We start from the raw sequence: 26,805 nt of genomic DNA, 5'->3' as shown, positions 1-26,805 counted from the left end.
GGCCGGGTAAAAGAACCCGAGCAACGTTGCCGATCATTCCGCCGCCGCAAGGAGGTGCCAGGCCGATGAGCGCCCTCGTCGCGCATCTGGACGTGCCGCCCCACACGGATGCGACCGCGACTGCCCGGAACGCTGCCCGCTGCGTGCTGCGGGCGTGGGGCTTCACCGACGCCGACTGGCTGTACAACGCGACGCTGGTGGTCAGCGAGCTGGTCACCAACGCGATCCGCCACGGCGGCGGAATCCTGGACCTCACCGTTCACGCCGTACGGGGCCGGGTCACCGTGACCGCCGCGGACCGTACCGCCGCCCCGCCACGCCGGAGACGCGGCGACCAGACCGGTGGACGTGGCCTGGCCATCATCGAAGCCCTGTCACGCGCCTGGGGTGTGCAGCCGTACGGCCGCGGAAAATGCGTATGGGTGCTCCTGCCGGCATCACCGCCGGCCGGCACGGTGTAGCCGGTCCCCGCACGGCACTGGCATGGCAATCCGCGAGACGGTCGACAGGGGAAGGCTGTGCGCGAGGTTCGGCCTATGCGCTGGGTACGACCAGTTCCGCCCAAACGATTTTGCCGTCATCGGTGGGGCGGGTGCCCCAGCGGTGAGCCAGAGTCTCGACGATGACCAGGCCACGACGGCCCGGCGCGGTGTTGCGGGGTTGCATGCGGCGAGGGGTGCGAGGGTCACGGTCGCTGACGTCGATGACGAGCCGGTCGTGGCAGTGGTGCAGGCGTAGCTGCAGCGGGGCCGACGTGTGGCGTACGGCGTTGGCGATCAGTTCGGTGGCGACGGTGGTCACCTGGTCGGTGATGTGCTCGATGCGCCAGGCGGACACCGCGTTGCGGATGAAGCGGCGTGCTTCCGCGGCGATGCCCGGGGCGGGGGTGAGCGGCTGGATGGCGAGCCGGCCGGGCGGATGGGTGTTGCGGGCGTAGAGCAACGCGACATCGTCGTCGTAGTTCCCGCCGGTGAGCTGGTCGATGAGCTTGTCGCAAGCGACGTCGATCTCCGTGCCGGGCCGGACGGCGAACTGGTGCAGGGCGCGGCCAAGTTCGTCGATGCCGTCGTCGACGGGCCGGTCACGGCGCTCGACGAGACCGTCGGTGTAGAGCGCCAGTCCGGTGCCGGGCGGGAAGTCCACCTCGCGCTGTTTGAAGCGGACTCCGATGCGCAGTGGCAGCCCCAGCCGCTCACGCAGAAACGTCACGGCACCGTCCGCGGAGACGATCGCCGGTGGCAGATGGCCGGCGTTGGCGTAGGTCAACGTGCTGCCGATCGGGTCGTACACCGCGTACACGCAGGTGATGAACTGGTGACCGGGCATGGTGCGAGCCAGCTCCGAGACATGCTGCAGCACCTGATCGGGTGGCAGGTCCAAGGCGGCGTAGGCGCGCACGGCAGTGCGGATCTGCCCCATGACCGCCGCCGCGGTCACACCGCGACCCATCACATCACCCATGACGAACGCGGTACGCCGCCCCGGCAGGGCGATGACGTCCAGCCAGTCCCCGCCGACCTGGGAACCGGTGGCCGCCGGCAGATACTTCGACGCGACGTCGAAGCCTGGCACCGCATCGATCACCGGCAACATGCTGCGCTGCAACTCCACAGCAGTATTGCGGTGCAGGGCGAACAGGCGCGCGTTGTCCAGCGCGATGGCCGCATACCCGGCGATACCGACGGCGAGCTGCTCATGCCGTTCGGTGAACTGGGCGACGTCGGGGTGGCCGAAGAAGAACCCGCCGAGCACCTCACGCGAGGTTGAGGAGACCACCGGCACGGCCAGATAGCTGCGCAGCGGCAGATGTCCCGCGGGCATGCCGTGATACGGAGCGCTCCGGCCGTACCGACGATCGGCGGTGATGTCGTCGGAGCGCACCACCCCGTCCCCGGCGAACGTCGGCCCGAACACCGCCGTGTTGCGCGGCATCGGAAACGACGAGAACGCCTCCCGTGGCGCCCCGGACAACGTATAGAGGGTGTACGACTCGCCCCGGTCGTTGACCACGTTGTAGAAGAATGCGCCGAACGCCGCGCCCGTAGCCTGTGTGGCCGCGTCGGTCGCATCTTGCACCAGCACGTCCATGTCCAGCTGGGAGGTCAACCGCCGGCCGACACTCTGCAACCGGTCGACCAGTTCCCGCTCGGCTTCCAGCCGAGCTTGAGCATCGGCCAACGCCACCGCCTGCGCCTCGATGGTCGCCCGCAACGCCCTCAGTTGCTCAGCGGGCCCGCCGCTGTGGCCAGGCTGTTCACTAGAGGTCACCGTACGGCAACGGCACGAGACCGGCCGCTCCTCGGCTCGTGAATCCCGCTCACGGGCAGCCGATCTGGCGCAGAGCAGCGTCGACGTCCGCGCACATCACGAACAGCTCATCGACATTCGTCATGATCAATGCCGAGGCCACCTGAGCTTGGGCGCCGGCCAGAAAGGTCCGGCCACCGCCGGTGTCCGCGGCCTGCTGCATCACGATCAGCGCACCCAGCGCGCTGGAGTCACAGAACCCGACCTGGCTGAGGTCGACGATCACCGAAGCACCGGCAGGTGGCTCACCGTCAACTGCACTCAACAGCTTCGGGGTTGTGCCGAAGTCGAGTTCACCGAGGATCCGCACGACCAACGCGGCCGGCAGATGACTGCGATCCACCCGCACCTCTATCAACGCAGCCTGATCCACGCGACCCCTCCCCTCAGGCCCCGATGCTAGCCCCAGCGCGACCACCGGTTTCATGCACCGGTCGACGGTCCACCGAACGCCTAACCCGAACCACCCGCCCCCTCCGGCCATCACAGCGGAGCCTGCTGCCTGAGGAGGTCCTCGCTTCGATTATCTCGTGCAGCAGTGGTGCGACTGCCGGTACGTCCGCCGGGAAGGTAGGGTCACCGCTCGTGAACACGCTGGCCCGCAACAATGTCACGGTGACTGGACCCGCCGATGGCCGCACCATCGTCCTGGCTCATGGCTTCGGCTGTGACCAGAACATGTGGCGCTTCGTTGCGCCGGAACTCGCCGCGGATCACCGGGTGGTGCTGTTCGACCACGTCGGCGCTGGCGGCTCCGACTTGTCGGCCTATGACCCCCAGCGCTACGGATCGCTACAGGGCTACGCCGACGACGTCCTGGAGATCCTGGCCGCTTCGGAGGCGTCCGACATCGTCTTCGTCGGCCACTCGGTCAGCGCGATGATCGGTGTGCTTGCCGCGGTGACCGAACCGGATCGTTTCTCCGGTCTGGTGTTGATCGGGCCGTCACCACGCTACATCGACGACGAGGGCTACCGTGGCGGTTTCAGTCAGGCCGACATCGTGGAGCTGCTGGAATCGCTGGACAGCAATTATCTCGGTTGGTCGGCCGCAATGGCGCCAGTAATCATGGCGAACCCTGATCGCCCTCATCTGGGCGCCGAGTTGACCAACAGCTTCTGCCGCACCGATCCGGCGATCGCCGCGCAGTTCGCGCGCGTCACGTTCCTGTCCGACAACCGGGCGGACCTGCCCAAGGTCACAGTGCCGAGCCTGGTCCTGCAATGCAGTGAGGATGTCATCGCACCGGACGAGGTCGGTGAGTACGTGCACCGCCAACTTCCACGGAGCACCTTTGTTCGTCTGGCCGCCACCGGGCATTGCCCCAACCTCAGCGCGCCGGAGGAGACAACCCGGGCGATCCGCGCGTTCCTGGAACGCCTGTGAGCCTGGTACCACCGGCTGAACCCGTCGGCCCGTTGACCGAGAGCGCCGAGGAGTTGTACGAGAACGCCCCGTGCGGCTACCTCTCGGTGCTGTCCGACGGTGTGTTGGTCAGGGTGAACCAGACCTTCCTCGACTGGACCGGCCACCGCCGCGAGGATCTGCTCGGCCGCCGCGTCCAAGAGCTTTACGGCGTCGGCAGCCGCATCTTCCACGAGACTCATCTGCGCCCGCTGCTGCACATGCAGGGCGAGGTACGCGGGGTCGCCATGGAGTTTCGCCGGGCAGACGGCACCCTGTTGGACGCACTGATCAATGCGGTCCAGCGAGGCGACCCGGCGACCGGCTCGACTGTGCTGCGGATGACAGTCTTCGACGCCACCGACCGGCGTTCCTATGAGCGGGAACTGCTCGCCGAACGCCGGCGCGCCGAACGCACTACGGTGCGGCTGCGCGCGCTGCAGGACATGGTGGTCCGGTGCGCCGCCATCGAACGGGCCGTCGAACTGGTCGATCCGATCATTGCCGCGGGTACGGCAGCGTTCGAGGCCGCCACCACCACGGTCTGGCTGCTGGACATCGACCACTCCGTGTTGACAGACGCGAGGGCTGCCACCGGAGACTCCACATCCATCAGCCTCGACGATCCGGTTCCGCAGGCTCTTGCGGCTCGCAGCGCAGAACTGGTCGGACCCGGGCAGGGTCAGGTTGCCGACCAGGTGTCGACTCCCCTGGCCGCTGACGATCAAGTGCTGGGCGTGGTGTCGTTCGGCTTCGCCGCCGCCCGGCAGTTCGATGCCGACGAGATCGAATTGATGCGGACCCTCGGCCGGCAAGCCGGGCAGGCGCTGGAACGCGCGCGCCTTTATGAGGAGACCACGCGGCGGGCCTGGCAGTCGGCGTTCCTGGCGCGCCTGGGCCGCGACCTCGACGAGCCGATGGCAGCCGCCGACCGTGCCCGCCGGCTGGTGACGATGGTGGTGCCCGACCTGGCAGAGTACGCGCAGGTCGATCTCGCCCACGACGACCAGGCGGGATGGCTGGCCGGCAGTGCACCGCACGCCGCCACGGATCCCGTGAGCAGTGCTGACGCGGGCAGGCCATGGCCGCTGACCGACCTGGTGCACGACACCATCCGGCGGGTACAGAGTTCCGGCGAGGCCCGGCCGGTACCACTGGCGGCGCCGGATGGCCGCCCCGCGGTCGGGTTACCGCTGCGGGCACGCGGCGAGGTGGTCGGCACCCTGCTACTCGCCGGCAAGCCCGCAGTGCCAGACCGCATCGATGCGGCATTCCTGCTCGACCTCGCTGATCGAGCGGGACTCGCGCTGGACAACGCTCGTCTCGCCGAGCGGGACCGGCAGGTGGCACTGACGTTGCAGCGCAGCCTGCTGGCCGGCGAACGGCCGACCGACAGCCGCTTCCACATAGCGACGGTTTACCGCCCAGCGGTGCAGACCCTGGAGGTCGGCGGCGACTGGTACGACGCCTTCATCACCGTCAGCGGCAGCGTCGGGGTCGTCGTCGGTGATGTAGTGGGCCGCGGCGTGCGGGCGGCCAGTGCGATGGGGCAGCTCCGCAGCGCGGTACGTGCCTTGGCCAAGGCGGAGCGCAGCCCGGCCGACGTGCTACACCATATGGACGACTTCGTTGCCACCCTGGAGGCGGGCCAGATGGCCACCCTGGCTTATGCCGAGTTGGAACTCGACACCGGTCAGTTGCGTTACGCCTGCGCCGGGCACCCCCCGCCGCTGCTGCTGTCCCCCGGTACCGGACCGAACTTTCTATGGGAAGGACGTTCCGGCCCGCTCGGCACTCGAGCCGGCAACCGCCGGCGGCGTGAGGCCGAATTGAGCATTCCCCGCGGTTCGCGGCTGCTGCTCTACACCGACGGCCTCGTGGAGCGCCGCGACGAGCGCATCGACCAGGGCTTGAGCCGGCTGGAAAGGACGCTGGGCGACCACTGGACGACCCCGCTGGCATCGCTGGCCGAACAGATCAGCGACACGATGCTGCGCGGCGACGGCGGCCACGACGACATGTGCCTGCTCGCTCTGGCCTTCGACGGCGCACCCCGATTCGACAAGAATGTGCCTGCCGAGATGGGGGCACTACCCACCATGAGAGCCGAACTCGACGACTGGATGGCGGGCTCCGCTGTGCCTGAAAGGGAACGATACAGCGTCGTGCTGGCCTGTTCCGAAGCGGTCGCCAACGCGATCGAACATGGATACCGGCGGAACCCGGACATGCGCGTCCAAGTCAGCGCGACGATCGACGGAAACACCATAGAGATACAGGTCAAGGACTCCGGTCATTGGCGAGCGCCGCAGACCACCGCGGACCGCGGACGCGGAATGGCGCTGATGGGACGGCTGATGGACGACCTCGTAGTGGATCGCGGCGAGGGCACGACGGTACTGATGCGTCGCAGATTTCGGGGAACAAGGCCATGACCGCCGCGAACCGGGTCGCCCTGACGACCGAACGCGACTGCGCGGTCGTACGATTCCACGGCGAAGTCGATCATGTGAACGCCAGCCAGATGGAAATCGATGTGCTCACTGCCACCCGCGCAGCCGCCGGAGTAGTGATCGATCTGACCCCGGTCACCTTCCTCGACAGCGCTGGACTGACCTGCCTCGACCGAGTAGTGGCCGCCTTCCTCAACCGGCAGGCACAGGTACGGGTGGTCGCCCCAGCCGACGGAGTAGTCCGCTTCACACTGGACCTCGTCGGCTTCCTGCCCGAACTGCTCACCGCGACCTTGGACGAGGCGCTCACCGACCTGACCCGTCTGTCGAACGACCATCCCGATTCAGGTACATCGCAGTAGGAAGATCAGCGCCACTCCATTGATATCGTTTCTCCCCCCAGGTCAAGGTCGGAAATTTCCTCGCAACGTCCGAGGGGTCGCCGCTCTCGGCGCGCCGGGTACCGGGCCGCCTCCGGGACCAGCGCGTTCGTGGCGAGCACTTCTCAGGGTGGACGGCGAGGCGCCGCGCCACCGGCGCATGGAGCCGCGGATCGGGCTTGCGGCATCGCTCCTGCCAGGAGAAGACGAGCGGGACGAACGCGGTGGGGCTCCAGCACTGCGTCAGCTCGGCACCGCAGTCGCTCAGCAGGCCGATCCGGAGCCCCCGCCGCCGGAGTTCCGCCAGGACGCCGAGCGCGTGGTGCCGCGGCTTGCGGAGGCGGGCATGACCGCTCCGGTGATGCACGAGCGCGACGGGGAGCTGGGCGGATGACGGGTCCGCTCCGCAGGAAAGCGCCACCGCCCTCAGCGTGCTCTCCGTCCCGCCGTGGACCCCGATGGTGCGCTCGCCGAAGCTCCCGGCCAGCGCCTCCCAGAACCGTGGCCGGCAGACGCCGAGCAGCTCGCCGGTGCGGTGCGCGAGGGGCTCGCGATACTCCTCAGCGCCGGGGTCGGTCAGCGTGCCGAAGTAGCCGAAGGTCCCCACGCGCATGACCCACACACGGACGCGCCGGAGACCCCCGTGGTGCGAGGGCCTCCGGCGAGGCGGTTCCGTGCGGTGCATCAGGATCCGCGAAGGACCAGGTTGCCGTTGTCCGCGGCGCCGCTCTGCGAGCCGCCTGTTTCGCTGGCGCGTTTGCGGCGCCGCATTCCTCGCGGCTTTATCCGGCTGGCGTTTCGTTCAGACCCAAACCACGCAGGATGTCATCGCGGTCCGCATTTGCGCGCAGCGCGGTCAAGGACTTCAAGCGGCCCAGCAAAGTCGTGGAAGATGCGGGGCATTTCAAGTCCTGAATCGCCGACAAGGTTTTTTCAAAACGTTGGATGCGGCTTTCAAGGTCCGTTCCACTCGGAAGGTTCGCATTCTTGAGCGCTACCTGCGCGTTCACTTGGGCCTGAGTGGGTGGGCAGCGACCGGGAACATTCACCCCGGTAGGGCCCACGCGGTCGGCCGTCGCGTTCGGATTGCCCGGGCTGAAACCCAGCGCCGGCACCAAAGCGTTGATGTCATCGGAGCCGGCTCCGGCGTTCCCCGTCGCTCCACTCGCGGCCGCGTCACCGGATCCTGTGGCGGCGGCTTTATCCGCTGGCGTTTCGTTCAGACCCAAGCCACGCAGGATGTCATCGCGGTCCGCATTTGCGCGCAGCGCGGTCAAGGACTTCAAGCGGCCCAGCAAAGTCGTGGAAGATGCGGGGCATTTCAAGTCCTGAATCGCCGACAAGGTTTTTTCAAAACGTTGGATGCGGCTTTCAAGGTCCGTTCCACTCGGAAGGTTCGCATTCTTGAGCGCTACCTGCGCGTTCACTTGGGCCTGAGTGGGTGGGCAGCGACCGGGAACATTCACCCCGGTAGGGCCCACGCGGTCGGCCGTCGCGTTCGGATTGCCCGGGCTGAAACCCAGCGCCGGCACCAAAGCGTTGATGTCACCGGACTCGGCGGCCTGGCTCATCCCCGTGCCGACCGCGAGCGCCGAGCCGAGCAGCGCTGCGGCGGCACCTACAATCACCAGCTTGCGCGTCCGGCTGCTGACTCCGCGTCGATACATGCACGGCTCCTCTTCGTCTCGGTACTGCTTGTGCCGAGATGTACGAGCAATGATGTGGCAGCAGTTCATGACGCTGAGCAAGCGTTCCTTAAAGCTTCTTTAACGCGGATCCCGGGCCGTGCAGCCGCCAGCATCGTCGCGCCCACGTCCGCGCGGCCCAGCTACGCCGCAGCGCCGAACCCCTACGACAGGGCGGCGATCTGCACGACCCCTGGGACGGCCTGTTGATCACCACCAAGAACGGCCGGATTGGTAGTTGCCGTGCCAACGCTTCTTCTGCCGGCCCCTCTCAAGAGCCCACCACCAGCGGGGGTGAACCGGGGCCACCGTTCGTGCCATGACGGGTCGTGCAGGTCGGCGGCGTGGACCGGTTGGCGGGTGGTGGTGACGTCATGGCATGGGCCATCGTTCAGTTCTTGCTGCGCGGTTTCGAGGCGGGCGCTGGCCTGGTCGCTGCTGAACCGGATTTGCGCAGCCGTGGTGCCCTGCCGGGCGGGTGGCGGAGGGCCGGCGGACAGGCCGATCCCGGTGATGCCGGGTATCAACGCGGTGCCGGCCCGGCACAATGCGTCCAGGTCGGGGCCGTAGGCCCAAACCAGGTCCCACGATCGGGCGGGGTGTGCGTCATCGTACTCATTGCGGCCCTGCTGGGTCATCGGCTGTGCTCCCTGGACGGCACCACGAGGGTGGTGGACGCGCTACCAGGGGCTGGGGCAGCGGGTGAAGCAGTAATCGTAGGTCCCCCCATTCGAGGGCTGACGTCAGGTTTGCTGCATTCCAGGCCGTTTGCGCGTTCTACCCGGGTAGTGTGATAAGCAATCCGCCGGGAGGCGGAGGATTCCCTGTCTCGGTGGGATGCCGGCGTCTGTGCTGCCGGGTCTGAACTCGTCACGGCGGTGCCGAGGCGGACGCGAGGTCCCCAGCCATGACCGATGAACAACCGGTTGCCCGGACAACGGCGGTAGCCGGCACGGACCATCAGCGCGCTGATATGGATCGGGTGTGGGATCTGGTGCGCGCCTACGGCCCGGACGTCACCGACCTGTGCCGGGCAAGCGCGGCATTGATGTCGGGTGTCGCCGGTATGGGCCTGTCGGCCGGCCCGGCCGGAACGACTCCGGTGATCCGGTTCTTCAGCGACACGGCCAGCTCACAGTTGGAGTCCGCGCAGGAAACGCTGGACGAGGGCCCGTGTCGCGACGCCACCGCCGCCCGTCGTCCGGTTCACGCCGCCAATCTGGCGGCCGGGTCGTGGCGGCAGCGGTGGCCCCGGTTCACCCCGGCCGCGTTGGACGCCGGTGTGCGGGCGGTATTCGCGCTGCCGCTGCACGCCGGCGCGACACGCTACGACGGGGCCGTCGACCTGTACCGCCATACCCCCGGCCCGCTGAACAGCGCCGACCAACTGGCGGCCACGACGTTCACCGCCGCGGCCACGGAACTGCTCACCCTGGAACGCCACGGCCTGAACCTGACCGGCGTCTTCACCCACGGCTGGCGTACCAGCAGCGAGAACACAACCGACGCGGCCCGCCCCACCATGCCGCGGGACCCGGACCGCGTGCTGCTGGCCTGCTGGTTCGGTCCGCAGATGCTAGGCCCCGTCCATGAGCAGATCCGCGCCCTCGCCGGCCATGGGCTGCACCCGAACCACACCCACCGGTTCGTGTTGGCCGTGCACGAAGCCGTAGCCAACGCGGTACGCCACGGCGGCGGCCACGGCCAGCTCCTGCTGTGGCGCCGCGACGGACGCCTGTGGTGCGAGATCAGCGACCACGGCCCCGGCCTTCGCACCCCGGCCCCGCCCGGCGCCCACACCGCCGCCGACGCTGGGCATCCCAGCCGGTCCGGGCTGCAGATCATCCAGCAGGCCTGCACCAGCCTCGACATCACCACCGACTCCACCGGCACCCGTCTGCTCCTGAGCCACCGCCTCGACCTCGGGCGCTGCTGACAACCCGTGAGACACCGCAGAGGGATACCCCGAGGACACCGACCGGAGTAGAACCACGCCGGTGGTCTTCATGTCCGGCTACAGCAACGGGCTTCGAGGCACCGCCTACGCCCTAGACGACGGCATCACCTCGCTCATCATCGCCGCGTTGATCACGGCCTTCCCGTCGTTCGTCGTCCGGCTGCCGCCGATCGCCGGTCTGCTGTTCGCGGTCGCGGGTTGCGTCCTCGCTCAACGCCGTGACCCGGCCGTACCTCTGGTCGCGGTCGGATTGACGTCTCTGCTGCTGGTAGCCGTCCGGGTTATCACCGGCTATCTGCCGCATGTTCTACGACCCATGACCGTCGGCACCATCGCCACGATCAAGCAGCTCGAAGAGCACGACCTGAGCCTGCAGACCATCGCCGCCGCGTTCAACGGCGCCGGCGACACCGACCTGGCAGCCAGCGCCACGGGCGCCCTAGCGGCGCTGGCATCGCACAGGTCTCCGGCAACTTCCGTATCGCGCCAGCGAGGGAAGATACAAGGTGGTGCGGATCGCCCTACCTGCGCACTTCCGAGCCGGCGCACCAGAAGCTCCTCAGCTACCCGGCTGGCGGATTGCGGCGCCCGGATCGGTGCTCTGCTCAAGGGCCGTCCACCACTCCTCCAGCTCATCGACCCGGCTCTGGAGTGCGGCGTTCGCCGCCCGGGCCGTCGCCAGTTCCTCGGTGAGCGCACCGATCGGCCCGGAGGCGGTCAGGGCGTCGAGCCAGCCCGCGACCAGCCGATCCTCAGCGGCGACCCGGCGGAGCGCGGAGGCGACCACCTCGGGTGACAACTCAGCCACGAACTCTCTCGGGAGCGTGAGCAGGCGAGCGACCTCGCCGAGGCTCCGCGCGGCGCTCATCTGGCGCCGAAGGCGCTCGGCGGACGGCACCGCCGGTTCGGCCGGTGTCGCAGCCGCGATCGGCTTGGCGGGAGAAGGAGCGGGCTTCGACACAGGCGCGGGAGTCGGTGCCGGCTCCGGTTCAGGCTCGGCCTCTGACGGGAGTGCGGGAAGGTCGTCCCCCACCCAGGCGTAGGCCAGAGTGTCGCCCTTCTGCCGTCGGACGACATTTGGCCACTTGGGCAGAACCGCCAGCGCCCGGGGTCCGTGCCGGGCCCAGGTCTCGTTCCGGAGACCGAACTCGGCCAGACGCTCCCGGATCTCTCGCACCTTCAGCGGGACCGACGACTCGGCCAACAGGTGGAGAACCACCGCGAGGGGCTCTTGGGCGAAGACGGCGTGGAACAGCCGGGAGTCGGACAGAGCCAGGAAACGCAGCGAACCCCTCGTCGCGACGTGAACGCCGGCTCCCCGTGGGACAAGCTCCTCCTCATCGGTGTCATCCCACTTGACCTGATAGTTTGTCCCGTCATCCGCGAGGATCGATCCGGCTCGGGTGCGGCGTACGCCGAACGAATCGGACACCCGGACAAGACCCTGATCTGCGCTCACGACTGCGACTGTAATGGTTATCGTCGCGGCCGGGGCGCCGGCCGGAGCCAGCCCATCCTGGCCAGGCTCATCGGCCGTGTGCGCCCAGCGCCGGCTTGGCGGAACAACTCTGAGAGGAGATTGGCGCGCTTGCCGGCCGCCCGTACGGACAGATTGGTGAGCTTGTCACTCGGTTCGAGGTCGAGCGTGAACGTGTGCCCGTCCCGGGGCTTCATGGACGCGCTGCTGGCGCGGATGGGCATGGAGACCCGCCAGGCCGCCCCAGCATCGTCGAGAGGCAGTACGAAACGTTCAGCGCTGGCCGCGTAGGCTCAGCCGGCGGCCGGACCCGCTAGACGCGTTCGCCGATGCCGAGGCGCGCGTGGACTTGCTGGGCTCGTTCCGCGGCCGCGCTGGCACCATAACGGCGTGGCATCTCTTCCGAAGCCCACCCCATCAGCAGCACCAAGTCGCCGGTGTCGCCGCCGGCCAGCTTCCATTCATGGGCGAAGCTGTGCCGCCACCGCTGCGCATGGACATGCTCAACCCCAGCCCTGTCCCCCAGCTCCCGCAGCCGAATCTTGATGCCGTTCAGCTTCAACGGCCGGGCACCCTTCGCGGCGATCCACAACTGCTCGATTCCGGTCAAGCACGGGCGTCGGCTGCGGGCACACACATACCGGCGCAGAGCACCCGCAGTCTTGGCCCCGAACCGCACCCGGCGCTGCCACCCTTACCCGTCAGGACGACCGAGTCAGTGTCCAGATCGACGTCAGGCACCAGGAGATCGCCGATCTCAGCCAGACGGCCCTCGGTGTTGTAGAACATCCTGACCAGTGCCTGGTCGCGCAGGTGCACGAAGCCGCGCCCTCCACAGACCTCGAGAATGCGTCGCGTTTCCTCATCGCTGAGGACCTCAACAAGCTTCTGCAACGCTGTCGGCCGGGGCACCTCATCCACCCGCCGAGCGCTCCTCGATCACCGCCGCTTGAAACGCTGTCACCTGCCGGCTGTCCCCCAGGCTCGGATCGCAAGCGCCGCCTACCTCCGGCATCCGCTCGCCCAGATACTCGGCCAGCTGCGAAGCAGCGAGCACATAGTTGTACCGAGTGGTCTCCGGATGATTCCCGGCGCGCAACGACCGGTCCCAGTCTCTCAGCAACACCGCCCAGGCCTGACTCTGAACACCAGCCAGGAGATTATCGATTTTCAATGCCATCTCCCTGGTCAAGGAGTCGCTGCCCGGCACCGCATCCGCCCGAGTCAAGGGGTCGCGCAGCGGCGTGCTCACGTCCCGCAGCCAAAAAATCCGGGCCACGACCACGGCTCACGAGTAAAGGGTGGTGCCGCCGGGTCAACGGCCACAAGGGGCAACACCCGAACGGCCTACACGGCCCGCTGACCTGCAGCGATACACAGCGGAGCCTCGAAGACCCATTCGATCATTCACGGCGAAGGCAGCCAAGTAAAGGAGTCCGCGAAAACGACCTCTCGGCCCATAAGATCGGCCTTGAGCTGCGGAAACAGCTTCCGGAATGCACTTTGATCCACTCGCCCGGATGCCGAGTAAAGGGCTCCACGCACCCTTGGAATCAATCAGCGCAAATAAAAAGAACGCCTCCGCAGGATTCTGACCTGCGAAGACGTTCTAAAAAAGTCGGGCTGACAGGATTTGAACCTGCGACCCCTTGACCCCCAGCTATATAACGATTGTGTTAAGTAACATCAACTTGTGTCATTTCATACGCAGATCCGGACAGAACGACAGCACTATGCCGTCCAATTTCAACCAATCCCGGAGAAGTTGATCAACGCTGCGACCAGGCATGTGACCACGCACAGTCAAGTGCGGTGCCTGCCGTTCGGTCCAAGGAAGAATTCCGGAGAGACGAATCCGGTCGTGCGCGTCTTCTCCCAATTCCGGCACGTGATCGACGCGATCTCGGCAGCGCTCGCCGGTTCACCGCAGATTGTGCTGACCGGCGACGTTCCACCGGCCCGCCGGCACGCGGAGATCGAGCGGTTCACCGCTCATGACGGGCACCACGTGCTGATCGGGCAGATCGAGGCGATCGGCCAGGGCGTCAACATTCAGGCCGCCTCGGTGGTCGTGACCGCCGAGCCACAGCTCAAACCGTCGCCGAGGAGCAGGCGATCCGGCGGGCGTATCGGATGGGGCAGGCGCGGATAGTGCGGGTCCACCGGCTGCTGGCCAAGGACTCGGTCGACGAGCGGCTCGAAGAGCTGCTGCACGACAAACGCAAGCTGTTCCGGGCATACGCGCACGACAGCGACGCTAAACGAGCCTCCGGCGCCGCGACCGACCCGCGGCTGGTCGACTACCAGGTCGGCGCGCTCGACCAGGAACGCATCATCGACGCCGAGACCGACCGTCTGTACCTCTCGTGAACGGCGACTGCCGATCTGCCGATTCGGAGCCTGGCCGCGAGACCGGCAGGCCGGAAATGTGGCACACCGAGCACAGGGAGGAAGCAGAGCGTGGACGCTGATCTTGACCGTGAGCTGGGGCAGCTGTGCGAGCAGGCGACCACGCACGTCTCGCGGTGGTCCATGCGGACGCCGATCACGACGATGCTGTTTCACCTGACCCGGGGCCGTATCGACAAACGACCCCGGCCTCTTCTCCGGGATCTGCCCCGGCTGAACAGCCCGTGGCAGGACACGGACTCAGGCCGGTACTTCGGGTGGCGGTGCCGGCAGGCGAACCTTCGCGGTGACGAGGCGTTCGTCGTGGAGTACATCGTCTGCCCGCACTGCCGGATCGGTTGGGTCGACCGGCCCTACACCGATGAGCGATACCAGCGCCACGGACTTGCTGCCGCCGCATTTCGGGCTCTGCGCTCCGAGCATCCCCAGGTGACGGTGTGGTACGCCGCCAGCAGTCACATGCCGGACTCGAAAGCGTTCTGGACAGCGGTCGGCGACGGTGTTCCCGGCGGCTACAGCTCGCAAGAGCTGTGCGTGCACGTCGCCCACCAGGGCGGCTTGTTGCCGGGATGGCAAATCGAGCGGCGGGGCCGACATGAAGGAGACCCAACGGCGTGAACGTCGATCTTGAACGCGATCTTCGGCTACTGCGCGACCGAGCGGCGACTCATGTCGTTCGCTGGCCGAGCCGTGAACCGATCTGGACGGCGGTGTACAACCTTACTCGCGGGCGTATGGACAGACGGCCCCGATACACCACCGGGCAGCTGCCGACGTTGAACAGCCCATGGCAGGACACTGACTCCGGCCGGTACTTCGGCTGGCGGTGCCGGCGAGCCAACCTCAACGGTGGCCAGGCGTTCGTCGTGGAGTACGTGGTCTGCCCTCACTGCGGGATCGGCTGGGTCGACAAGCCCTACACGGTTGCGCGATATCAGCGAAGCGGACTTGCCGCGGCCGCTCTTCAAGCGCTGCGCGCCGAGCACCCCGCGGTGGTATGGCACACCGGCAGCGGCCACACAGGCGCATCGAAGGTGTTCTGGGCGAGGGTCGGCGCCAACGTGAGCGGTAACTATCTTCCGCGAAAGCTGTGCAGGCACGTCGCCCGGCATGGCGGGCTGCTACCGGATTGGCTGGCCCGGATTGGCTGGCAAATCGCCAGGGTGGTCTCTAGCCGAAACCAGATCGACCCTGCTGAAGAATTCCCCGTAGCGGTAGAGGGACGCGTGTCGCAGCATCGATGCATGCCTCTGGTTGCGCGGGGTTTGGGTGGGCTGGTCGATGCCACATTGCCTGATCTTGGTGTCGGTGCGTCGTGGCAGAGCATCCATCGGGTGCGGCCTCGGGTTCCGTTGGTCTGTGCTGCGTGCGGCGGGTCGATGCACGCGAAGGTGTCGCCGCGGCAGCTGCGGTTCTTCGCACACGATGCGGCTCGGGAGGAGTGTCCGCTCAACGGGGAGACGCCTGATCACCGGTTGTTGAAGTCGGCGATCGCAGCGGCGGTGCGGGCAGCCGGCTGGAACGCGGTGCTGGAGGCCGAAGGCCCGCAGCGGCGCTGGCGGGCCGACGTTCTGGCGACGTCCCCGGACGGCCGTCGGCGGGTGGCGTGGGAGGCGCAGTTGGCGCACCAGCACGACCACGACACCGTGGCGCGTACGACGCGGTACGCCGGCGACGGGGTGGAGGTGGTGTGGGTGTTCGACCGGCCGGTTCCCGGTGGTGTGTCGGCGGTACGGGTGCAGGTCGAGGAGACCAGCATCGTGGTGGCCGAACCGGTGGTGCGGCTGCTCGTGGGACCTTGCGAGTCCGACCGTTGTGTCCGGTACCGCGATCTGCCGGAGCCTCCGCCGTGTCCGGGCCATGGCCGGTGGGAGGCGACCACCCTGCCGCTGGAGTTGTTCGTCGGTCTTGTCTGCCGAGATGAGATCGTCTGGACTGATCTGGCTGCTGCCGACGATACCGACGACGGCAAACCCAAGAAGGCGGGGCCGCACCGCCGCGCGCTGAAGCGGTGGTGGACGAGCCCGGTGTACTTGGGGCGGGCAGCAGAGGTCGAAAGGGCGCAGCTCGACACGGATGCGGAGGTCGCGGGGGTTCGTGCCCGGGTGATGCACGAGCGCGAAGCCAAGGCCCGGCGGCGCCGCGCGCTGGTGGAGCAGCTCGAGCGGGACAAGCAGCGACATGCGGCCCATCGGGCGGCGCTACGGGAACGACAGCAGCGGCTCACGCCAGTGGTGGTGCGGCAGGTAACCGAACAGACCGGGACGCGGGTCTGGCCGTTGGACGGTGATCCGGACTATGCGATGGGCGTCTCCATCCTTGCCGACGGCCACATCGTGGCGGTGATCTGCCCGGTCGCGTCGCGCATTACCGAGGAGACAGCGGAGTGGCTGGGTGACGTCGTGGTTGTTGTGGCGTCTGAGCGTGAGCGGCGCGCTATTGCCAGCCGCTGCCGGGCAGACCAACGGATAGTTGTGGTCGCTGACCCACCACCCTGATCTGTCGAAGGAGCAGGCGCACTGCACCCCGGAAGGGAAACTCGATCCGGTGCCGGTGGTGTCGCCGGTTCGCGGGACGGTGGGCAGAACTCGGGCGCACGGTGGAGGGCGCGAATCGACTCGGCGTCATCGCTGCCGACGCCGGTGCAGTCGTGCGGCATGCGCATCGTGCTCAGACCGTTCCGGGAGACGTAGCTGCGCGAGCTTGACGGTACTGTTCCGGCTCGGTGTGCTGGTCTCGCCACTGCTGGTCGGTGCCGTCGCTGGCGGCACCGGTCTCATCGCCGCCCTCGGCGTCGGCGCCCTGGCCGGCGCGGCCCTCGCCCTCCTCGCCGCCCCTCTCACCCGAGACCACCCATGAGAATCCACTCACTGCAGGCGCTCACCGGCCGGGTCGAGTGGGCGTACCGGACGGCTGGGCCACGCCTTCCACGAGGCACTCGTCGGTCCACTGCGCCGACAGACTCAACGCGGCGAACCGTTCGAGCACGACCTGCTCGTTCAAGACAAGGTCGGACTCTTGGGCGACCGGGTGTCGGATCCCGCTGAAGCACCCCACGTCGAGGTTCGCGGCTCCCACTTGACGGCTCTTCCAGGTGTCGGACGTGCGATCGACAGCGAAACGCAACCGCGGGTCGCCCGGTTCGGATCGACGACACCACCACGTAAGGAGATCGCCGCGCAGCTGATGATCAGCCCGCGGACCGTGGAGGCGCACCTGCGGGGGTCTTCAACAAAGCTGGGCGTGCGCGCACGCCGGGAGCTGCGGCAAGTGCTGCGCCGGCTCGTCTGAGACGCCCGGGTCCCGGTCCGGCCGTCAGCCGGCGCCGGGCAGCACGGTGTGTAGCTGGCTGCGGCTGGTGACCCCCAGTTTGGGAAAGATGTTGTACAGGTGCGTGCCGACCGTCCGCGGCGACAGGAACAGCTGGTCGGCGATGTCCCGGTTTGACAGCCCGGTCGCGGCGAGCTGCGCGATCTGCATCTCCTGCGGAGTCAAGCGCGCGCCGCCGCCGGTCCGGCGCCGGGCTCCCGCCACGCCACGGGCCCGTTCCGCCCAGGCGGTCGCGCCGAGCCGTTCGAAGATCTCCGCGGCCATGCCGGCGTGCTCACGGGCGGCCACCGCGCGGTTGCGGCGGTGCAGCAGCTCGCCGTACAGCAGATGGGTCCTCGCCTGGTCCAGCGGCCACCCGGGCAGCGCTGGGTCGGCCAGCACCCGCTCGAAGGCGTCGACCGCCGCGTCACCGGCGGCGAGCAGCGCCTCGGCCCGGCCGAACACGACCCGTTGGTACGGCGAGTCGGCGACCCGGGTGTCCTCCATCGCGCCGATGATGGCGGCACGCACCCGCGGCAACGCGTCGCAACGCGACGCGGCCTCGGCCAGATCGGCGACACCCGAGCTCCGGGCGGGCGTGTAGTAGTTCTCCGATCCGGGGGTGACCGCTTCCAAAAGGGCGTCGACGGCTTCCCGGGCACGCCCGGCCAGCAGGGCCCCGGTGCCCCGGGCGCGGGGAATCTCCGCCCGCACGAGAGCGGGCGCCCGGTCACCGAGCTCCCGCTGGGCCTCGGCGATCAGGTGCTCGCACCGGTCCGACTCGCCCCACTGGGCGTGGAGCTGCGCCATCACGAGCTTCCCCATCGGAACGTGGAGAGGCTGGCCGACATCCTCGGCGAGACGCAGCGCCTCGCTGGCCGACTGCGCGGCCCGCGGGATCTCACCGGCACGCAGCTCATGGCGCGCCAGCAGGATCAGGCTCTCGGTGAGGTCACTGATCGCGCCCCGCTTGCGGAAGGCCCCGGCCGAACGGACTCGCGCAGCCCGGGCGAGTTCGTACTGCTGCAACGCCTCGGCGGCACTGCCCAGCCCTTTCAGCAGTGGCGGGATCTCCGGGCCGTGCTCGATCAGCGTCCGCACCACCGGAACCAGCTCGGGATGCTCGGCCGGCAGCAGCAGCGCGACGTTCACCACGTTCAACGGGTGGTCGGCGGGAAGGCCGAGCTCGAACAGTGCGGCGTGCACCTGGCGCCTGGCCTCGATCGTGCCGTCGAACAGCCAGATCGACCCGGCTGCGTTCCCGACCAGCCACGACGCGATGTCCGGATGCTCGGCAGCGATACTGCGGCCGAGGGCGGTCAGCTCCGGCAGGTCACCGGGCAGCCGGCCGCTGAGCATCCCCTCCAGCGTCTCGGTGCACAACAGCTGAGCGATCGTCGCCGGCTCCTCGGTCAGCCCCCTGGCCTCGGCGATCAGCCGGGGTAGGACGGTGGCCAGACCAGCCTGGCGGGCCGCCTCCGCGGCGACCGCCAGCCGCCGTGCGCGGACCGCCGGCTCAGGCGTGAGATCGGCCGACCGCTTGTACGTGTCCACCGCAGTGCTCGTGCCGCCCTGCATGACCGCGCGCTGAGCGGCGGCCTCGAGCTCGGCGGCGACGGCCTCGTCCCGCCCGGCCGTGGCGGCGGCCCGGTGTGCGACCGCCCGGTCGAGGTGCCCGACGGTCGCGGCGAGGGCCCGGTGGGCGGCGACCCGCTCGGCGAGCGACGCGCTCTCGTAGACGGCGGCCCGGGCCAGCGGGTGACGGAACTCGATCCGGTCATGTCTGCAGGCGACCACACCGTCACGTTCGGCGGGTGCCAGGTCGGCCACGTCGAGACCGGACCATGTGGCCGCCGCGGCCGTCTCGGTCAGCGAGGTGCTGTCGTTGGCCGCCGCGATCAGCAGCAGCCGGCGGGTGGCCTCGGAGAAGGCGGCCGCTCGGGAGGTGAAGACCTCCTGCAGGCGCCGGGTCACGGGCAGCACCGCGCCGTCGGACGGGTCGCTGTCAGCGGCCGCCTTGGACAGCTCGGCCAGGGCCAGCGGGTTGCCCTCGGCCTGGGCGAGGATCCGTTCGCGCAGGCCCGCGGTGAGGGCGGCCCCAGTCGTGTCGAGGAGTCGCTCGGCCTCGTCACGGTCGAAGGGGGGCAGGGAGATCCGCTCGAATCCGTACGCGGGCAGGGCGCCGGCCGCCGCGGTGCGCATCGCGATCAGCAGGACCACCGGCAGCCCGCCGAGCCGCCGGCCGGCGAACGTCAGGACCTCCACGGTCGAGCGGTCCAGCCAGTGCGCGTCTTCGGCGATCAGCAGCAGCGGCCCGTCCTGGGCCACCTCGTCGAGCAGGCTCAGCGCCGCGATCCGGATGAGGTAGCCGTTCGGTGGCTCGGCCTGCTCGCCTGCACCGAACGCGCCGCGCAGGGCGGCCGCCTGCCCGGCCGGCAATGCGTCCAGCCGGTCGAGGACCGGGTGCAGCAGCTCGTGTAGGCCCGCGAAGGGAAGCTCGGCGTCGCCCGGATCACCGGTGCAGCTCAGAACACGGAAGCCGGCGGCGGTCGCCGCGGCGGTAGCCGCTCGCAACAGGGTGGTCTTGCCGATGCCGGGATCACCGTCGATCACGAAGACCCGGCCGCCCGCCGTCACCCCACCGAGGGCGGTCCGCAGCTTCGTCAATTCCTCGTCCCGGCCGATCACCACGGAATTGTGATCGTGTCCCCAGGACAGGCGCAATATCGCCCCGCCGAGGTGAGAGGCCCGTCATAGGAGCACAACCCTCATGACGCTGTGCGAGTTTCGAATGTGAATGAGCGCGATTTCGCCGGAGTCGATATTCGATTCCGGAATATATTACGCAAATGCGCATCAAAGGCACGAGGTCTTAGGAAAGCAATTCTGCGGCCCAGCCGGTTCGGCGGCTCGGGCAATGAGCGGCCATCCGGTCGAACCGGGGACGGGCGAGGTCGCGGCAGCCGGCCCGACCGCGGCCTCTACGTATCCGGGGGCGGCGAGCAACTAGGCGCCCGGGCCGGTGTACCAGGCGGCGCTGGCGGCCGCGGCCGGCGCCGCCTCGAACCGGCCCTGACCGTTGCTGAGCACCGCGCGGGCGTGGTCGGTGAGGCAGGTCAGCCGACCCTCGTCACGGCTCGTCGCCGCGACCGCGGCGGGGACGCAGCAGCGGAGCGGTGAAGGAATCCATCCCGGCCAGCGTGGTGACGCAACGCCCCGGCTCCGGCGAGATCTCCGCATACAGGGCCACGATCGCCCGGAAGCTCATGCCGGAGGGCGCGAGCACGGCGGCGGCTCGCCCGGCCCAGGCGATCTGCCGGTCGGCGAGCCGCCGCAGCGACCGCAGTCCCACAGGTCGGCCGGGGAGCGGTCGTCGTCCGGCACGGCGCCGGCCCGGGCCCGCTAGGCCACCTCGCGCAGCACCGAATTGGAACCCGACCGCCCGGCCAGGACGGCGGCGCCGAACGCCTCCAGGGGGGCGTCCAGGCGTGCCTGCGCGGGCAGGTCCGGTGCGGCGCTCAGCAGCAACCGGGCGGCCTCGTCGCCCCGGTGGCGGTGCATCGCGATACGCGCGCGGGCCCAGCGGGCTTCCCCCACCAGCCGCGAGTCAGCAGGCGCGGCGTCGACCCAGGCGAGCAGACTGTCGATGCCGGGATGGCCTCCGGCCTGCTGCAGCGTCCGAGCCGCGGCCAGCGCGCGGCCGGCCCGCAGCCGCGGGTCGGGCGTCAGCGCCGCCGCGCGCCACAGGAACGCCCCGGCCGCCCACGGCCCGGCCCGCTCGCCGGCCCGGGGCGCCATAGCGATCAGCGTTCCGGCCACCTCCTCATCGGGACCGCGGACGGCGTGTGCCTGGTGCCAGGCACGGCCCTCCGGGAACTCCGTCACGTCGATTACCTCGGCGAGCACACCGTGCGCCATGGCTTGCTGCGCGTCACACGCCCGCCAGTAGGCCAGACAGCGCAGGAGGGGATGGGCGAACTCCACCCGTACACCGAGACGAAGCAGCCCGCTGTTCTCCAGCGCCGCCGGTACGTCCCGGCTCACCTCCAGCTTCTTCGCCGCCCGCCAGAACAACCGGGAGTCCCCGAGCGGTTCAGCGGCCGCGACGAGCAGCAACAGCCGCTGCTGCGGCGTCAGCGATGCGGTGCCGCGCTCGAACGACTCCACCAGCAGCGGCTCGGCGGGCGGCTCGGGCACGGCGAAGCCCCCGGCGACGAGCGCCGGTGTGCCGTGCCGCCCGGTCTGCACGAGCACGGCCGGATTGCCCCCGGCCTCAGCGAGCACACGATCGGCGACCCGGCTGTCCACCGGCGCGCACTGCGCCGCCGCCTGCAGCGCCCGCGCGGACTCGTAGGGCAGGCCGCCCAGGCCCAGTAGCGGCAGGCCCGCCAGCGAGGCGACTCCCGCCTCGCCGGGCCGTGGGTCGCGCACCAGGAAGAGCAGGAGCAGCGGCACAGCTGTGACCCGTCGGGCCACGAAGGCCAGGATGCCGATGGACTCCCGGTCCAGGCTCTGCACGTCGTCGACGACACACAGCACCGGATCACGGCGTGCCGCCTCGGTGAGCAGCCCCAGCAGGCCGAGCCCGGCGCGGAAGGCTCCGGCCGGGTCCGGCCGGAGCCAGCGGAAGATGTCGTCCAGCGCCACACGCTGTGGCTCAGGCAGGCGGGAGGCCGCCGCGGCCAGCGGCCGGTAGAGGTCGCGGACCGCCGCGAACGGCCGGGCGGGCGACCCGGCGCCGACCCACAGCACCCGCAGCCCGGGGCTCAGGCCGATGACATGGTCTACGAGCGCCGTCTTGCCGATGCCGGCCGCACCGTGCACCACCATCGCGCCACCGCGCCCGGCCGCCAGCACGGACCTCAGTGTCGCGATCTCGGTGTCCCGGCCAGTGAACGGCGGCTGCTCCTGTATACCCACGCTGACCAGCGTAGGAATCAGGCGGCTAGGTAACCTGAGTCGAAATACTGAGATCGGTGAGCCGACGGCGCCCCCGCGCCGAGGTCCAGCAGCGGGCCGACCCCGACAATGCCGAGGGTGTGCCGGACGAAACCGCGCGCGCCGGTGACGACGAGGTGCCCGCCGGCTTCGGACACCATCGCCCGGCACCGTAGCAGCGCCGCCCGATGCTGCGGCCCGCACGGTGCGCCGGTATCGGCAGATCTTGACTAATGCGGGTCGGTGGACGCTCGCGCCGGTGAGGCCGCGTGGGCCGCGACGACGAGGCAGCCGCGCTCGGTGTCCGGCAACCGGTCCAGCACCGCCCGGACCCGGTCGACGTCGGTTCAGCCCCGTGGGCGGATCCACAGCAGCCGGTCAGCTTCCCCGGACTGGCCCGCCGCACGCGGGGACGTGTTGGTGGAGGCCACGTAGACGCCGTCGCGGTAGGGCAGGACGGCGCGGGCGCGCTCGCCGGAGCTGAAGATGGATTCGAGCGTACGGGTGTCGCGGTTCATGGCGTAAAGGGTTTGATCGCCCAGGGCGGTGAGGAGCAGGTCGTCGCCGGCGAAGGCCATGCCCGACGGCGCCCAGGCGTTGCCCCCGGAGTGCAGGTAGGGCGCCTGCATGCTGTCGCGTCGCTGGTCCCCCTCGATCAGGGGCCATCCGTAGTTGCCACCGGCGATGATCCGGTTGATCTCATCGTTCCCGGATTGGCCGTGCTCGGCGGACCACAGCCGGCCGTCAGCATCCCAGGCGAGGCCCTGCGGGTTCCGGTGCCCGATCGAGTAGACGTACGAACCGGGGTGCGGGTTGTCGGGAGGAATGCTGCCGTCGGTCCGCAAGCGCAGGATTTTTCCGGCGAGGCTGTTCCGGTCCTGGGACACGGTGTCGTCCTCGATCCAGCCGGTGGTGGCGTAGAGGTGCCCGTCAGGGCCGATGGTGATGCGCCCGCCGTTGTAGAACTGGTGTCCCGGGATGCCGTCGAGCAGGATCCGCCGCTCGGCCCAGTCTTTGCCGTCGTAGCCCAGCTCGGCGATGCGGTTGGTGAGCCCGGAATCACTGGCGTAGGTGTAGTAGACGTAGGCGGTACCGCTGTCGGCGTAGTCACTTGCGAGGGCCAGGCCCATCAGTCCGCTGCCCCCGTCGCGTACGACCGGATCGGACGTCGCCACGCGGTGCCGGGTCAGCCCTCCCCCGGCGCCGATCATCGCTATCGTGCCGTCGACTTCGGTGATGACCAGGTTCTCGCCGGAGACTCTGACCTCCCACGGGTAGACCAGGTCGTCGCTGACGACGGTGACGTCCCAATCGCCGGTGGTGCGGCCGATCAAGGCTGGACCGGTGTAGGCGACCCCACCGGCGGGATCGGGCAGCGCGGATGTCAGGTCGCCGGATGCGGTGGTGGCGTCCTGTTGACGCATCGCACATCCGGCGAGCAGCAATGCGGCGAGGGCGAGCGTGGTGACTTTCCGTGGCATGCGTGATCTCCCGCGATGTGACGTACGGATGGTCAGCTCACCGAGGGGCGGTGCCCCGCAGTCGTTGTGGCCGGCACGAAGCAGGAACCGGCCGCTGCTCGTTCCGAATGCAATTCGTAGGCCCGTCGCAGCAGATCTGTCAGGTCCACGTCGGCGTGTATCCGGGCGCGATGCTTCTCCGGCAGCGCGTCAATGTGCGCTTCGTCCTCGAGCAGGCGGTGGTAGAGCTCGTCGCAGTAGGCCGGGTCGGTCTCGACGTCGAGGTACTCGTTGGCATGCCGTCGCGCCGCTCTCGCGTACGTTTGTGCCCGGCCTTTCGGGCTCAGCAGCGAGAACACCACCGTGACCAGCAGGATGCCGATGATCAGCGACAGCGACAGGCCGGTGGAGATCTCGGCGGCGTCGACGCGCTCACCGTTGTTGATGAACGGCACGTTGTTCTCGTGCAGGGCGTGCAGGATCAGCTTGACACCGATCAGCGCCAGGATCGCGGCGAGGCCGTAGGACAGGTAGACCAGGCGGTCGAGCAGGCCGTCGATCAGGAAGTACAACTGCCGGAGGCCGAGCAACGAGAACGCCGTCGCGGTGAACACCAGGTAGGTGTTCTGGGTGAGGCCGAAGATCGCCGGGATCGAGTCCAGGGCGAACAGGATGTCGGTCCCGCCGATCGCCACCATCACCAGCAGCATCGGGGTCAGCATCCGGCGCCCGTCCACGACGGTGACGAGCCTGTCGCCGTCATAGTTCTCGGAGGTACGCAGCACCCGCCGGGCCAGCCGGATGACGATGTTGTCCGGTGCACGGGCGTCATCGTGCTGCTCGCGGAGCAGATTGCCGGCGGTGATCAGCAGGATCAGGCCGAACAGGTAGAAGACCCAGGCGAACAAATTGATCAGCGCGGCGCCCAGGAAGATGAATCCGTTACGGACGATCAGCGAGAAGGTGATCCCGAACAGCAGCACCTTCTGCTGGTCGGCGCGGGGCACCCGGAAGCTGCCGAGCAGCAGAAGGAAGACGAACAGGTTGTCGACCGACAACGCCTTCTCGGTGACATAGCCCGCGAAGTACTCGGCGCCCGCGGTGCCACCACCGAGGACCAGCACACCGATACCGAACGCCACCGCGATGCCGATGTAGACCGCCGTCCATCGCGCGGCCTCGCCCAACGACGGTACGTGCGTGCGGCGTACGTGGAAGAAGTAGTCGAACAGCAGCAGACCGACGATGCCGGTCACCGTCAGCAGCCAGACGCCACCGGACACGCTCATGCGCAGATCCTCGAAAGCCAGGGTTTCAGACAGGGACAGGCCGACCTGCGGCGCGGCGCGAGATGCCGCCGCGCCACCACGTCACGTCAACGGATCACCGAGACGTTGTACTGCCCGGACGGGCTGACCGCACCGATCGCCAGCGAGAGGTACAGGTAGTGCTCGGTAGCGCGGGCGGTGGCGATGCCGCCGAGGTCGACCAAATCATCGTGCTGCCAGCCGAGGCCGGCGAGCAGCTGCCCGGTGACGTGTTTGGCGTCGCGGTCGTCGCCGGAGAGGAAGACGGAGCTGCGCTCGGGAAGCGCGCCCGGGTTGGTCATGATCGCCGCCGGGACGGTGTTGAGGGTCTTGACGACCTTGGCGTCGGGCAGCAACGCCTGGAGTTTGGCTCCCAGGCTGTCACCCGGGTAGAGCAGCTCGAAGGTGGGGGTGATGGCGTTGGCGACGTCGATCAGCACCTTGGTGCCGAACGGCCCGGAGCCGATCTGCCCGAGCACGTCGAGGGTGGCCGAGCCGGGCAGGGTGTTGACGACGACCTCGGCCGAGGTGATGGCGTCGGCGAGTTCGGCGACGGGAGCACTGAAGCCCTGCCGGCCCTGCGCGTCCCGGACGCCGAACACGACGCCGTGGCCGGCGTCGAGCAGGCCGTAGCCGAGCACCGTGCCGACGTTTCCGGCTCCTAGTACCGCGATCTTCATGGTGTTCCCCGTTCTGGGTGGGCGGCGTCCGCCGCGGGTGTGGAAAGGGTGGTGGCTGACTAGTTACGGCCGGATTCCTGCCGGCGCATCACGAACTCGGCGTGGAACAACTGGTCGCCGATGAACTCGCCGAAGGCGTAGAAGCCGGAGTCGTCCAGGTAGTCGATGCGGTCCCCGTCGAGCCAGTAGCGGCCGGTGTAGGCGTGCCGGCGCCCGCCGCGGGTCTCGTCGTAGCGTCCCTGTGGAAGCAGCTCTTGATGCAACCAGTCGTTCTGGTCCACCCAGACGCCGAGACGTTCGGCGTGCGGGTTCGCCGGCCGGTCGAGGGGATCCCCGTTCCAGACCACGAGATTCCCCTGGCTCAGCAGTGCACGCACGTCCCGGCGGCTCACCACGACCCGCCACCACGGGGTGCCCGGCCGCGGCATGACCGCGCGGGGCACAAGCAGCAGGTCGGCGGGGATGCCGGCCTCGACCCGGCCGACGACGTGTCCCCCACTGCCGCCGGGCGCCGGGACCACGGCGACCAGGCCCAGGCCTGCACCATCGATCACCCGGCCGTCCGGGCCGCTGTCGGTGACCTGACCGGCGTTCACCCGTACGTCGGTGACGAGGGTTCCGCCAGGTCCGTGGATCTGGACGTCGGTGAAGAGCACAGGATCTCCCGGTGGTGCTGGGGCGGATGAAGGCGACGGGACGGAAGCCGACGCCGGGACGGCCGGTGAGCCGGCGGAGCACGCGTACTGCGTCAGCATCGAGGCGGCCACCAGCGCTGTCGCAGCGATCGCACGAAGGTGTACGCGCAACGGTGTCCTCCTTCTACCGGCAGGCGCGGGCTGGTGACGTCTTCAGAATGGAAAAGCGGCGGGCCGGTTCGCCTCGGTGTTCTTCACCTGTCCAGATGCCGACCCGGTCGAGGACGCGATCGGGCGGGCAGCCGCCAGACCGATGCCGCCGGCCGCACCGGTCGGCACGACGGTCTTGCCGTCAAGTCTCATCGTTGGCACCCCCTTCCCTGTCGGGTGATCAAACTGTGGCA

General features: G+C 68.9%; 30 protein-coding genes. 13 read left to right on the top strand and 17 right to left on the bottom strand.

Annotated elements, in window-relative coordinates; translation table 11 throughout:
- The first annotated feature begins 65 nt into the window (after positions 1–65).
- Positions 66–461, top strand: a complete 396-nt coding sequence (locus AC0NH5_RS24500) for an ATP-binding protein (RefSeq protein WP_474407882.1) — start codon at positions 66–68, stop codon at positions 459–461.
- A 73-nt stretch (positions 462–534) separates the two neighbouring features.
- Here the strand turns inward: AC0NH5_RS24500 and AC0NH5_RS24495 are convergent, their stop codons facing one another.
- Positions 535–2,211 carry an ATP-binding SpoIIE family protein phosphatase gene (locus AC0NH5_RS24495; protein ID WP_474407880.1) on the bottom strand — a complete coding sequence of 559 codons (1,677 nt, stop codon included), beginning with the start codon at positions 2,209–2,211 and terminating at the stop codon, positions 535–537.
- Between the two features lie 106 nt (positions 2,212–2,317).
- On the bottom strand, positions 2,318–2,734 hold the full coding sequence (locus AC0NH5_RS24490) for an STAS domain-containing protein (protein ID WP_474407878.1): 417 nt from the start codon (positions 2,732–2,734) through the stop codon (positions 2,318–2,320).
- A gap of 158 nt (positions 2,735–2,892) precedes the next feature.
- On the opposite strand from AC0NH5_RS24490, the gene AC0NH5_RS24485 reads away from it, so the two are divergent.
- The 4 genes from AC0NH5_RS24485 (at position 2,893) to AC0NH5_RS24470 (ending at position 6,938) form a co-directional block, all read left to right on the top strand.
- A complete protein-coding gene (locus tag AC0NH5_RS24485; protein ID WP_474407876.1) occupies positions 2,893–3,693 on the top strand; it encodes an alpha/beta fold hydrolase in 801 nt (266 codons plus the stop codon).
- A 32-nt stretch (positions 3,694–3,725) separates the two neighbouring features.
- A complete protein-coding gene (locus AC0NH5_RS24480; RefSeq protein WP_474407874.1) occupies positions 3,726–6,146 on the top strand; it encodes a SpoIIE family protein phosphatase in 2,421 nt (806 codons plus the stop codon).
- Positions 6,143–6,526, top strand: coding sequence for an STAS domain-containing protein (locus AC0NH5_RS24475; RefSeq protein WP_474407871.1), 384 nt, complete (start codon positions 6,143–6,145; stop codon positions 6,524–6,526). The genes AC0NH5_RS24480 and AC0NH5_RS24475 overlap by 4 nt, the downstream gene beginning before the upstream one ends.
- A 148-nt stretch (positions 6,527–6,674) precedes the next feature.
- Positions 6,675–6,938 (top strand): hypothetical protein, encoded by a 264-nt coding sequence (locus tag AC0NH5_RS24470; RefSeq protein ID WP_474407868.1) that lies wholly within the window; start codon positions 6,675–6,677, stop codon positions 6,936–6,938.
- Between the two features lie 388 nt (positions 6,939–7,326).
- Here the strand turns inward: AC0NH5_RS24470 and AC0NH5_RS24465 are convergent, their stop codons facing one another.
- The gene (locus AC0NH5_RS24465; RefSeq protein WP_474407865.1) at positions 7,327–8,211 is read right to left on the bottom strand and encodes a hypothetical protein; all 885 of its coding nucleotides are present in this window, start codon (positions 8,209–8,211) and stop codon (positions 7,327–7,329) included.
- Between the two features lie 182 nt (positions 8,212–8,393).
- Positions 8,394–8,867, bottom strand: coding sequence for a hypothetical protein (locus tag AC0NH5_RS24460; RefSeq protein WP_474407863.1), 474 nt, complete (start codon positions 8,865–8,867; stop codon positions 8,394–8,396).
- A 335-nt stretch (positions 8,868–9,202) separates the two neighbouring features.
- On the opposite strand from AC0NH5_RS24460, the gene AC0NH5_RS24455 reads away from it, so the two are divergent.
- Positions 9,203–10,165 (top strand): ATP-binding protein, encoded by a 963-nt coding sequence (locus AC0NH5_RS24455; protein WP_474407861.1) that lies wholly within the window; start codon positions 9,203–9,205, stop codon positions 10,163–10,165.
- A 112-nt stretch (positions 10,166–10,277) separates the two neighbouring features.
- Here the strand turns inward: AC0NH5_RS24455 and AC0NH5_RS24450 are convergent, their stop codons facing one another.
- The 5 genes from AC0NH5_RS24450 to AC0NH5_RS24430 all read right to left on the bottom strand — a co-directional run bounded on the left by AC0NH5_RS24450 (position 10,278) and on the right by AC0NH5_RS24430 (position 12,915).
- Positions 10,278–10,490: a hypothetical protein gene (locus AC0NH5_RS24450; RefSeq protein ID WP_474407859.1), complete on the bottom strand. Its 213-nt coding sequence runs from the start codon at positions 10,488–10,490 to the stop codon at positions 10,278–10,280.
- A gap of 255 nt (positions 10,491–10,745) precedes the next feature.
- On the bottom strand, positions 10,746–11,645 hold the full coding sequence (locus AC0NH5_RS24445) for a hypothetical protein (RefSeq protein WP_474407856.1): 900 nt from the start codon (positions 11,643–11,645) through the stop codon (positions 10,746–10,748).
- A gap of 331 nt (positions 11,646–11,976) precedes the next feature.
- Positions 11,977–12,273, bottom strand: coding sequence for a tyrosine-type recombinase/integrase (locus AC0NH5_RS24440; protein ID WP_474407854.1), 297 nt, complete (start codon positions 12,271–12,273; stop codon positions 11,977–11,979).
- On the bottom strand, positions 12,270–12,584 hold the full coding sequence (locus AC0NH5_RS24435) for a hypothetical protein (protein ID WP_474407852.1): 315 nt from the start codon (positions 12,582–12,584) through the stop codon (positions 12,270–12,272). The genes AC0NH5_RS24440 and AC0NH5_RS24435 overlap by 4 nt, the downstream gene beginning before the upstream one ends.
- The gene (locus AC0NH5_RS24430) at positions 12,577–12,915 is read right to left on the bottom strand and encodes a hypothetical protein (RefSeq protein WP_474407849.1); all 339 of its coding nucleotides are present in this window, start codon (positions 12,913–12,915) and stop codon (positions 12,577–12,579) included. The genes AC0NH5_RS24435 and AC0NH5_RS24430 overlap by 8 nt, the downstream gene beginning before the upstream one ends.
- Positions 12,916–13,356: 441 nt before the next feature.
- Here AC0NH5_RS24430 and AC0NH5_RS24425 point away from each other — a divergent pair, with 441 nt between their 5' ends.
- The 6 genes from AC0NH5_RS24425 to AC0NH5_RS24400 all read left to right on the top strand — a co-directional run bounded on the left by AC0NH5_RS24425 (position 13,357) and on the right by AC0NH5_RS24400 (position 17,363).
- Entirely contained in the window at positions 13,357–13,815 is a 459-nt protein-coding gene (locus tag AC0NH5_RS24425; protein ID WP_474407846.1) for a helicase-related protein, read from the top strand.
- Positions 13,815–14,033 (top strand): hypothetical protein, encoded by a 219-nt coding sequence (locus AC0NH5_RS24420; RefSeq protein WP_474407844.1) that lies wholly within the window; start codon positions 13,815–13,817, stop codon positions 14,031–14,033. Before AC0NH5_RS24425 ends, AC0NH5_RS24420 begins: the two co-directional genes overlap by 1 nt.
- 162 nt (positions 14,034–14,195) lie before the next feature.
- Positions 14,196–14,690 carry a hypothetical protein gene (locus AC0NH5_RS24415; RefSeq protein WP_474407842.1) on the top strand — a complete coding sequence of 165 codons (495 nt, stop codon included), beginning with the start codon at positions 14,196–14,198 and terminating at the stop codon, positions 14,688–14,690.
- Positions 14,687–16,570, top strand: a complete 1,884-nt coding sequence (locus AC0NH5_RS24410; RefSeq protein WP_474407840.1) for a competence protein CoiA family protein — start codon at positions 14,687–14,689, stop codon at positions 16,568–16,570. Before AC0NH5_RS24415 ends, AC0NH5_RS24410 begins: the two co-directional genes overlap by 4 nt.
- A 205-nt stretch (positions 16,571–16,775) precedes the next feature.
- Positions 16,776–16,931: a hypothetical protein gene (locus AC0NH5_RS24405; RefSeq protein WP_474407838.1), complete on the top strand. Its 156-nt coding sequence runs from the start codon at positions 16,776–16,778 to the stop codon at positions 16,929–16,931.
- Between the two features lie 171 nt (positions 16,932–17,102).
- Complete coding sequence (locus tag AC0NH5_RS24400; RefSeq protein ID WP_474408066.1) at positions 17,103–17,363, top strand: helix-turn-helix transcriptional regulator; 261 nt, start codon at positions 17,103–17,105, stop codon at positions 17,361–17,363.
- Between the two features lie 24 nt (positions 17,364–17,387).
- On the opposite strand, the gene AC0NH5_RS24395 is transcribed toward AC0NH5_RS24400, so the two are convergent.
- The 3 genes from AC0NH5_RS24395 to AC0NH5_RS24385 form a co-directional block, all read right to left on the bottom strand.
- On the bottom strand, positions 17,388–20,069 hold the full coding sequence (locus tag AC0NH5_RS24395; protein WP_474407836.1) for a helix-turn-helix transcriptional regulator: 2,682 nt from the start codon (positions 20,067–20,069) through the stop codon (positions 17,388–17,390).
- 442 nt (positions 20,070–20,511) lie between these two features.
- Positions 20,512–20,733, bottom strand: a complete 222-nt coding sequence (locus tag AC0NH5_RS24390) for a hypothetical protein (protein WP_474407833.1) — start codon at positions 20,731–20,733, stop codon at positions 20,512–20,514.
- A 50-nt stretch (positions 20,734–20,783) separates the two neighbouring features.
- Positions 20,784–22,301: an ATP-binding protein gene (locus AC0NH5_RS24385; RefSeq protein WP_474407831.1), complete on the bottom strand. Its 1,518-nt coding sequence runs from the start codon at positions 22,299–22,301 to the stop codon at positions 20,784–20,786.
- Positions 22,302–22,357: 56 nt separating this feature from the next.
- Here AC0NH5_RS24385 and AC0NH5_RS24380 point away from each other — a divergent pair, with 56 nt between their 5' ends.
- On the top strand, positions 22,358–22,495 hold the full coding sequence (locus AC0NH5_RS24380) for a hypothetical protein (protein ID WP_474407828.1): 138 nt from the start codon (positions 22,358–22,360) through the stop codon (positions 22,493–22,495).
- Between the two features lie 171 nt (positions 22,496–22,666).
- Here AC0NH5_RS24380 and AC0NH5_RS24375 read toward each other — a convergent pair whose 3' ends face one another.
- The 5 genes from AC0NH5_RS24375 to AC0NH5_RS24355 all read right to left on the bottom strand — a co-directional run bounded on the left by AC0NH5_RS24375 (position 22,667) and on the right by AC0NH5_RS24355 (position 26,764).
- On the bottom strand, positions 22,667–23,800 hold the full coding sequence (locus AC0NH5_RS24375) for a PQQ-dependent sugar dehydrogenase (protein WP_474407826.1): 1,134 nt from the start codon (positions 23,798–23,800) through the stop codon (positions 22,667–22,669).
- Between the two features lie 32 nt (positions 23,801–23,832).
- Positions 23,833–25,068: a TerC family protein gene (locus AC0NH5_RS24370; RefSeq protein WP_474407824.1), complete on the bottom strand. Its 1,236-nt coding sequence runs from the start codon at positions 25,066–25,068 to the stop codon at positions 23,833–23,835.
- 86 nt (positions 25,069–25,154) lie between these two features.
- Positions 25,155–25,766: an NADPH-dependent F420 reductase gene (locus tag AC0NH5_RS24365; protein ID WP_474407822.1), complete on the bottom strand. Its 612-nt coding sequence runs from the start codon at positions 25,764–25,766 to the stop codon at positions 25,155–25,157.
- A 59-nt stretch (positions 25,767–25,825) separates the two neighbouring features.
- Positions 25,826–26,422, bottom strand: coding sequence for an Atu4866 domain-containing protein (locus AC0NH5_RS24360; RefSeq protein WP_474407820.1), 597 nt, complete (start codon positions 26,420–26,422; stop codon positions 25,826–25,828).
- A gap of 192 nt (positions 26,423–26,614) precedes the next feature.
- Positions 26,615–26,764 carry a hypothetical protein gene (locus tag AC0NH5_RS24355; RefSeq protein ID WP_474407817.1) on the bottom strand — a complete coding sequence of 50 codons (150 nt, stop codon included), beginning with the start codon at positions 26,762–26,764 and terminating at the stop codon, positions 26,615–26,617.
- Positions 26,765–26,805: the final 41 nt, after the last annotated feature.

Source organism: Actinoplanes sp. 13, from assembly GCF_056134165.1.
This window is presented reverse-complemented; position numbering and strand designations above follow the sequence as displayed.